The following is a 5,639-nucleotide window of genomic DNA, read 5'->3' as shown; positions in this document are numbered from 1 at the left end:
AACACCGCCGCACCAATCATAAAGCCGCCACCGATCCGGTCGATCCAAACCTTGGCATGTCCTTTGACCCGTGCAGCCAACCAACTTGCCGCGAGGCCATAGGCGCTTAGAAACAGGCCATCAAGCGTCAGATAGGTGATCGACAAGATCAGGAACTGCGGCCAGAACGCGGCCTCTGCGGAAATGAACTGCGGAAACAACGCTGCAAAAAACACGACGGCTTTGGGGTTGGCAGCAGAGGTTATAAAGCCCTGCATCCAAAGAGCTTTCAGCGACACGGACGTGCGCGACCCTGCGACACCCGGATCCAATGGTTTGGCCCGCAGGATCATCCGCGCACCAAGCCAGATCAGATAGATCACGCCGACCCATTTGATGGCCGTCAACGCCGTCGCCGAGGCGGCAATCACAACGGCAAGCCCCAGACCAGCGGCCAACATCTGCAGCATGTTTGCGGTCAGATCCCCGCCAGCGGTCGCCAGAGACCTGCGAAATCCATGCGTGCTGCTGTTTGACAGCATCAATAACTGGCTTGGACCCGGCGTACTCATCAAGGCAAGAACGGTCGCTACATAAAGCAACCACGTTTCAATCGTCATAGCGGCCTCCAATCTCAGATTGGGGCCACTTTAACGAGCGCTCGCAAACCAAAGCAAGCGGTGCGGCTAAGAGACCTCTTCGGTTTCGTTAAGCTGACGATGCCAAAGCTGCGCATAACGGCCGTCGCGGGCCAGCAGTTCATCGTGCTTGCCTTGTTCGACCACTTGGCCGGCCTCCAGCACCACAATGCGGTCAGACTCGGCAATCGTCGACAGACGGTGCGCAATCGTAATCACCGTGCGCCCGTGACCCGCATGGGCAAGCGCCTCTTTGATGGATTGCTCGGTATCTGTGTCCAACGCCGAGGTCGCCTCATCCAACAGCAACAGCGGCGGGTCTTTCAGCAAGGTGCGCGCAATGCCCACACGCTGTTTCTCACCACCAGACAGTTTCAGCCCACGCTCGCCGACCATCGTGTCATAGCCTTCGGGCAGATCGGAAATAAAGTCATGAATCTGCGCGGCCTTGGCGGCGGCTTCGACGTCCTCTTGCGTGGCACCATCGCGTCCATAGGCAATGTTATAGCGGATTGTGTCGTTAAACAGCACCGTGTCCTGTGGCACCACACCAATCGCATTGTGCAGGCTTTCTTGCGTCACATCCCGCACATCCTGATCGTCAATGAACAACCCACCCCGCTGCACGTCATAGAACCGGAACAGCAAGCGACCAATCGTCGATTTCCCAGACCCCGAGGCCCCAACAATCGCCACGGTCTGGCCTGCGGGAATATCAATGTTCACGCCCTTCAGGATCACGCGGTCTGCTTCATAACCAAAGACCACGTCGCGCAGCTCGATCCGGCCGCCATCGACCTTTAACTCTTTGGCGTCAGGCTTGTCGCTGATCTCGGAGGGTTGCTCAAGCAGGCCAAACATCTCGCCCATATCCACCAAAGCCTGTCGGATTTCACGATAGACCGTGCCAAGGAAGTTCAGCGGCATAGTGATCTGCACCATATAGGCGTTGACCATCACAAAGTCGCCCACGCTGAGCGTGCCATTCTCGACACCCACAGCGGCCATAATCATCACGATCACCAGGCCCGAGGTGATGATAAACGACTGGCCAATGTTCAGCCCGGCCAAAGAATAGGCGGTCTTCAACGCCGCGCGTTCATAGCCGCGCATCGAGACGTCATAGCGTGCAGCCTCGCGCTGTTCGGCGCCGAAATACTTCACAGTCTCAAAGTTCAGCAGGCTGTCGATCGCCTTTTGGTTGGCGTCCGTGTCCTGATCATTCATCTCTTTGCGCAGCTTCACGCGCCATTCGGTGACTTTGAAGGTAAACCACACATAGCCCGCGATGGTGACCAGAATGACCATCAAATACCGAACATCCAATTGCCACGCCAGAATCCCCATGATCAGCACAAGCTGCAGGATCAGCGGCCCAATCGAAAACAGCAGGAACCGCAACAGGAATTCAACGCCTTTGACCCCACGCTCGACAATCCGGCTAAGACCGCCGGTTTTGCGCGTGATGTGATAGCGCATCGACAGGCGGTGAATGTGGGTAAAGGTCTCAAGCGCAAGCTGACGCAGAGCTCGTTGCCCTACCCGCGCAAAGATCACGTCGCGCAGGTTCTGAAAACTGATCTGCATGACGCGCGCAAAACCATAGGCCACCGTCAGGCCAACCGCGCCCAGCATAAAGACAGACGCGCCATCCTCGGCCAAAGCGTCCACCGCCATACCGTAAAGCTGCGGCACCCCAACGGCCATCAGCTGCGACACCAACAGCGCCAGCATCGACAGCACCACACGCGCTTTGATGTCGTTGCGCCCTTTGGGCCATAAATACGGGATAACCCGTCGGATGATATTCCAACCGGATCGCTGCTCGTGTCGGGCCAGTTCTTCGTCCGTAGACGTGGGCCAGCGCTGGGTACTACCTCGTGCCATGGCTCATAGGTAGTCCTCAGGTCTTTGGAATGCCAGCCCCGTCAGACGTCTATTTTCACACAACCGTGATTTTCAGGATTGCACCGGACGCATGGCTGTCGCTGCCCTGCACACAGGCTTCAAAATGAAAACGCCGCCTTATTGGGCGGCGCTTGGTTTAGTTTTGATCCGGAACGGTAAAGACCTGCCCCGGATAAATCAGATCCGGATTACGAATACGGTCCTTGTTAGCCTCAAACACCTGCACATACAGGCGACCATCGCCGTAGTTTTCCTTGGAAATCGCCCATAGGGTCATGCCGGGCTGAACGGTCACTGCCAGCACCTTTTTGACATCGATCTCTTGTGTTGCCGCGACCAATTTCTCGCTTGGTTCGCGTTTGAACGGCGTTTCTACGCGCGACACAACATCGCCCGCATCAGACACCTGATCCACACGCAGCGTGTAGACCCCGGGCGCCACATCCGGCAGTTTCAGCTCCCACAGACCGGACTGCGCGATCCGCGCCGTCGAGCTAAGTTCATTGTCCAGATAGATCCGTACAAAGTCACCGCTTGGCGAGGTTCCAGCCACCTGCACTTCGCCCAGATCCGAATAGCTGATCGAGTCGATGGCGACTGTGGATAGCACCTCTGGGGCCGCCTCTGGCGCGGTCGGGCTTTGCAGAACCCGCGCGCCATCGCTGTCTGCGATAATCACCACAGGCGCGGCCTCAGCAGCCGGAGCGGCTGGCTTGCTGACCGGCTGTGTGGCAACGGCGACGTCGGCCGACGTGGCCTCTTCGACACTTTCAGTTACGGTGTCTTCAACTGTCGCCACTGCGGTGGCGGCAACATCCCCGACCGTGCTGCTTTCGGTGTTTTCGGCTGTAGTGACGGTCTCTTCGACGACCTCTTCGACAGTCGTTTCCACCGCATCGGCGACATCAGCCACCACCGCTGCACCCTCGGTCTCACCCGTTTCGACAACGGTATCTTCAGTGACCTCTACGTCCGCGACCACAACGTCAGTGGTTTCTTCCGTCGTATCTTCCGTCGCCACGACCTCTGCTTGGGCCACAACCGGTGCATCTGTCACAACGTCATCCGCACCAGAGCTATCCGCCGGGTCCGCCATCGCAAGAACCGTCTCCTCAGCGGGCGTCTCTTCAGAGCTCGTCTCAGCCTCGAGCTCGGCAACAACCGGTGCGCTTGGGGCAATAATCACAGTCGCGTCCGAGAAAACCTCTTCGCCATCAACCGTTTGCATCAAGCTCATCACGCGTGGCTCAAGGCTTGCATCCAGCGCAATAAAGCCAAAGAACTTGCCGTCACGTCCGACTTCAACTTCGCTCAGCACGTCGCCATCCAACAAGATCGCAACCACAGCCCCCGGCTCTGCCGACCCAGCGACCTGCCCCGCGCCATCAGGTGCAATCCGCACCAGATCAAAGCTGGGTTTGATCATCGCAACTGCGGCTGGCTCAGGCGTCGCCTCTTCTACGGGCTCTGGCGTCGCTTCAACGACCACGGGCTCGTCCGGATGCACTTGCGGTTCGACCTGCACGACAGGTTCAACCGGCGCATTCTGCTGCGGCAGCGACGACGGCGCGAACACGCCCGATGTATAGACCGCGCCAGACACGACAACCACGGCAATCCCTGCCAACAAAAGCGTCTGCCCGGACGCGGCTGATCCCATTTTAGACATTCACGGTCTTCCCAGTATTTTTTGCAGTCCCCTCGGTTGAGGGACAGTATCAACAAGGGATACGGTGGTCAAAACAGATTCCATAAATAGAGTTCAAACATGGCAAAACTGTCGATCTGCGTCTTTTGCGGCGCGCGCATGGGGGGGGCCCCGGCTTATGAGACCGCCGCAAAAGAGCTGGGCCGCCTTATTGGCGACAACGATTGGCGGCTGGTTTACGGTGCCGGAGACTTAGGCCTGATGGGCACCGTCGCGCGTGCAGCACAGGCGGCTGGGGCAGAGACCTTTGGCGTGATCCCAGAGCATCTGGAGAATGCCGAAGTCGGAAAAACCGACCTCACGGAATATGTCGTGACCAAAACCATGCACGCGCGCAAAACCCGCATGTATGAGGAAGGCGATGTGGTCGTCGTCTTGCCCGGCGGCGCGGGCTCTTTGGACGAGTTCTTTGAAGTGCTGACATGGCGCCAGCTTGGGCTGCATGACAAACCGATTTATCTGATCAACACGGATGGCTATTGGGATCCGCTGGTCGCGCTTATCGACCATGTGATCTCTCAAGGGTTTGCCAGCGAAAGCCTGCGCGCCCAGATCACGCTGCTTGCCACCCCTGCCGAGGTTGCAGAGAACATAGGCCGCTAACTCTTTCTCTTGCCTAAAATATCCAAAAGGGGCGCAGCCCCAAACAAAAACGCCCTGCCAAAAGGCAGGGCGCTTTTTTCGTCAAAGATCGAAAGATCACATCCGGGATGCGACGTTTTCCCAGTTCACTAGGTTGTCCAGGAAGTTCGTCAGATACGCAGGACGCTTGTTGCGGAAGTCGATGTAATAAGAGTGTTCCCAAACATCGCAACCCAACAGAGCTGTCTGACCAAAGCACAATGGGTTCACACCGTTTTCAGTCTTGGTCACCGCCAAAGAACCGTCCGCGTTTTTCACCAGCCATGCCCAACCAGAGCCGAACTGACCCGCGCCTGCTGCGGAAAACTGGGATTTGAAATCGTCAACCGAACCAAAGTTCTCAACCAGCGCAGCTTCCAGCTCGAAAGGCATTGCGGATTTGCCTGGGCCCATCATTTCCCAGAACTGGTTGTGGTTCCACAGCTGCGAGATGTTGTTGAAGATGCCATTCTGCGCAACCGCAGATTTGTCATATGTGCCGACGATGATCTCTTCGAGAGTCTTACCGTCCCATTCGGTGCCCGCGATGGCCGCGTTGCCGTTGGTGACATAGGCGTTGTGGTGCAGATCGTGGTGGTATTCCAGCGTCTCTGCGGACATACCAAAGTCTGCCAATGCGTCATGTGCGTAAGGAAGATCGGGGAGTTCAAAAGCCATGGCGGCCTCCTAATAATTCATAGCGGTCTCTGTTGGCTAGATGTGAGCTTTTGCCGTCAAAGGTCAAGTACAAAAGCCTCTGAACGCCCCATGCCCCGCGAAACGCT

The 5,639-nt window shown here is 57.3% G+C and carries 5 protein-coding genes; 1 reads left to right on the top strand and 4 read right to left on the bottom strand.

Going from position 1 to position 5,639, the window contains the following annotated elements:
• The 3 genes from ACEQWH_RS06205 to ACEQWH_RS06195 form a co-directional block, all read right to left on the bottom strand.
• The coding region (locus ACEQWH_RS06205) for a LysE family translocator (RefSeq protein WP_370228935.1) at positions 1 to 599 on the bottom strand (599 nt) is incomplete at its 3' end.
• 66 nt (positions 600 to 665) lie between these two features.
• Entirely contained in the window at positions 666 to 2,504 is a 1,839-nt protein-coding gene (locus ACEQWH_RS06200; RefSeq protein ID WP_370228933.1) for an ABC transporter ATP-binding protein/permease, read from the bottom strand.
• Between the two features lie 157 nt (positions 2,505 to 2,661).
• Positions 2,662 to 4,194 carry a LysM peptidoglycan-binding domain-containing protein gene (locus ACEQWH_RS06195; RefSeq protein ID WP_370228932.1) on the bottom strand — a complete coding sequence of 511 codons (1,533 nt, stop codon included), beginning with the start codon at positions 4,192 to 4,194 and terminating at the stop codon, positions 2,662 to 2,664.
• Between the two features lie 99 nt (positions 4,195 to 4,293).
• Between ACEQWH_RS06195 and ACEQWH_RS06190 the strand changes: the two genes are divergently transcribed.
• Positions 4,294 to 4,836, top strand: coding sequence for a TIGR00730 family Rossman fold protein (locus tag ACEQWH_RS06190; protein ID WP_370228930.1), 543 nt, complete (start codon positions 4,294 to 4,296; stop codon positions 4,834 to 4,836).
• A gap of 96 nt (positions 4,837 to 4,932) precedes the next feature.
• On the opposite strand, the gene ACEQWH_RS06185 is transcribed toward ACEQWH_RS06190, so the two are convergent.
• Positions 4,933 to 5,532 carry a superoxide dismutase gene (locus ACEQWH_RS06185; protein WP_370228929.1) on the bottom strand — a complete coding sequence of 200 codons (600 nt, stop codon included), beginning with the start codon at positions 5,530 to 5,532 and terminating at the stop codon, positions 4,933 to 4,935.
• Positions 5,533 to 5,639: the final 107 nt, after the last annotated feature.

Source organism: Cognatishimia sp., assembly GCF_964229375.1.
Lineage (GTDB): Bacteria > Pseudomonadota > Alphaproteobacteria > Rhodobacterales > Rhodobacteraceae > Cognatishimia.
This window is presented reverse-complemented; position numbering and strand designations above follow the sequence as displayed.

Coding starts and splice junctions, on each gene's coding strand:
- ACEQWH_RS06200 (WP_370228933.1), bottom strand. CDS start 2,504: ATGGCACGAGGTAGTACCCAGCGCTGGCCCACGTCTACGGACGAAGAA.
- ACEQWH_RS06195 (WP_370228932.1), bottom strand. CDS start 4,194: ATGTCTAAAATGGGATCAGCCGCGTCCGGGCAGACGCTTTTGTTGGCA.
- ACEQWH_RS06190 (WP_370228930.1), top strand. CDS start 4,294: ATGGCAAAACTGTCGATCTGCGTCTTTTGCGGCGCGCGCATGGGGGGG.
- ACEQWH_RS06185 (WP_370228929.1), bottom strand. CDS start 5,532: ATGGCTTTTGAACTCCCCGATCTTCCTTACGCACATGACGCATTGGCA.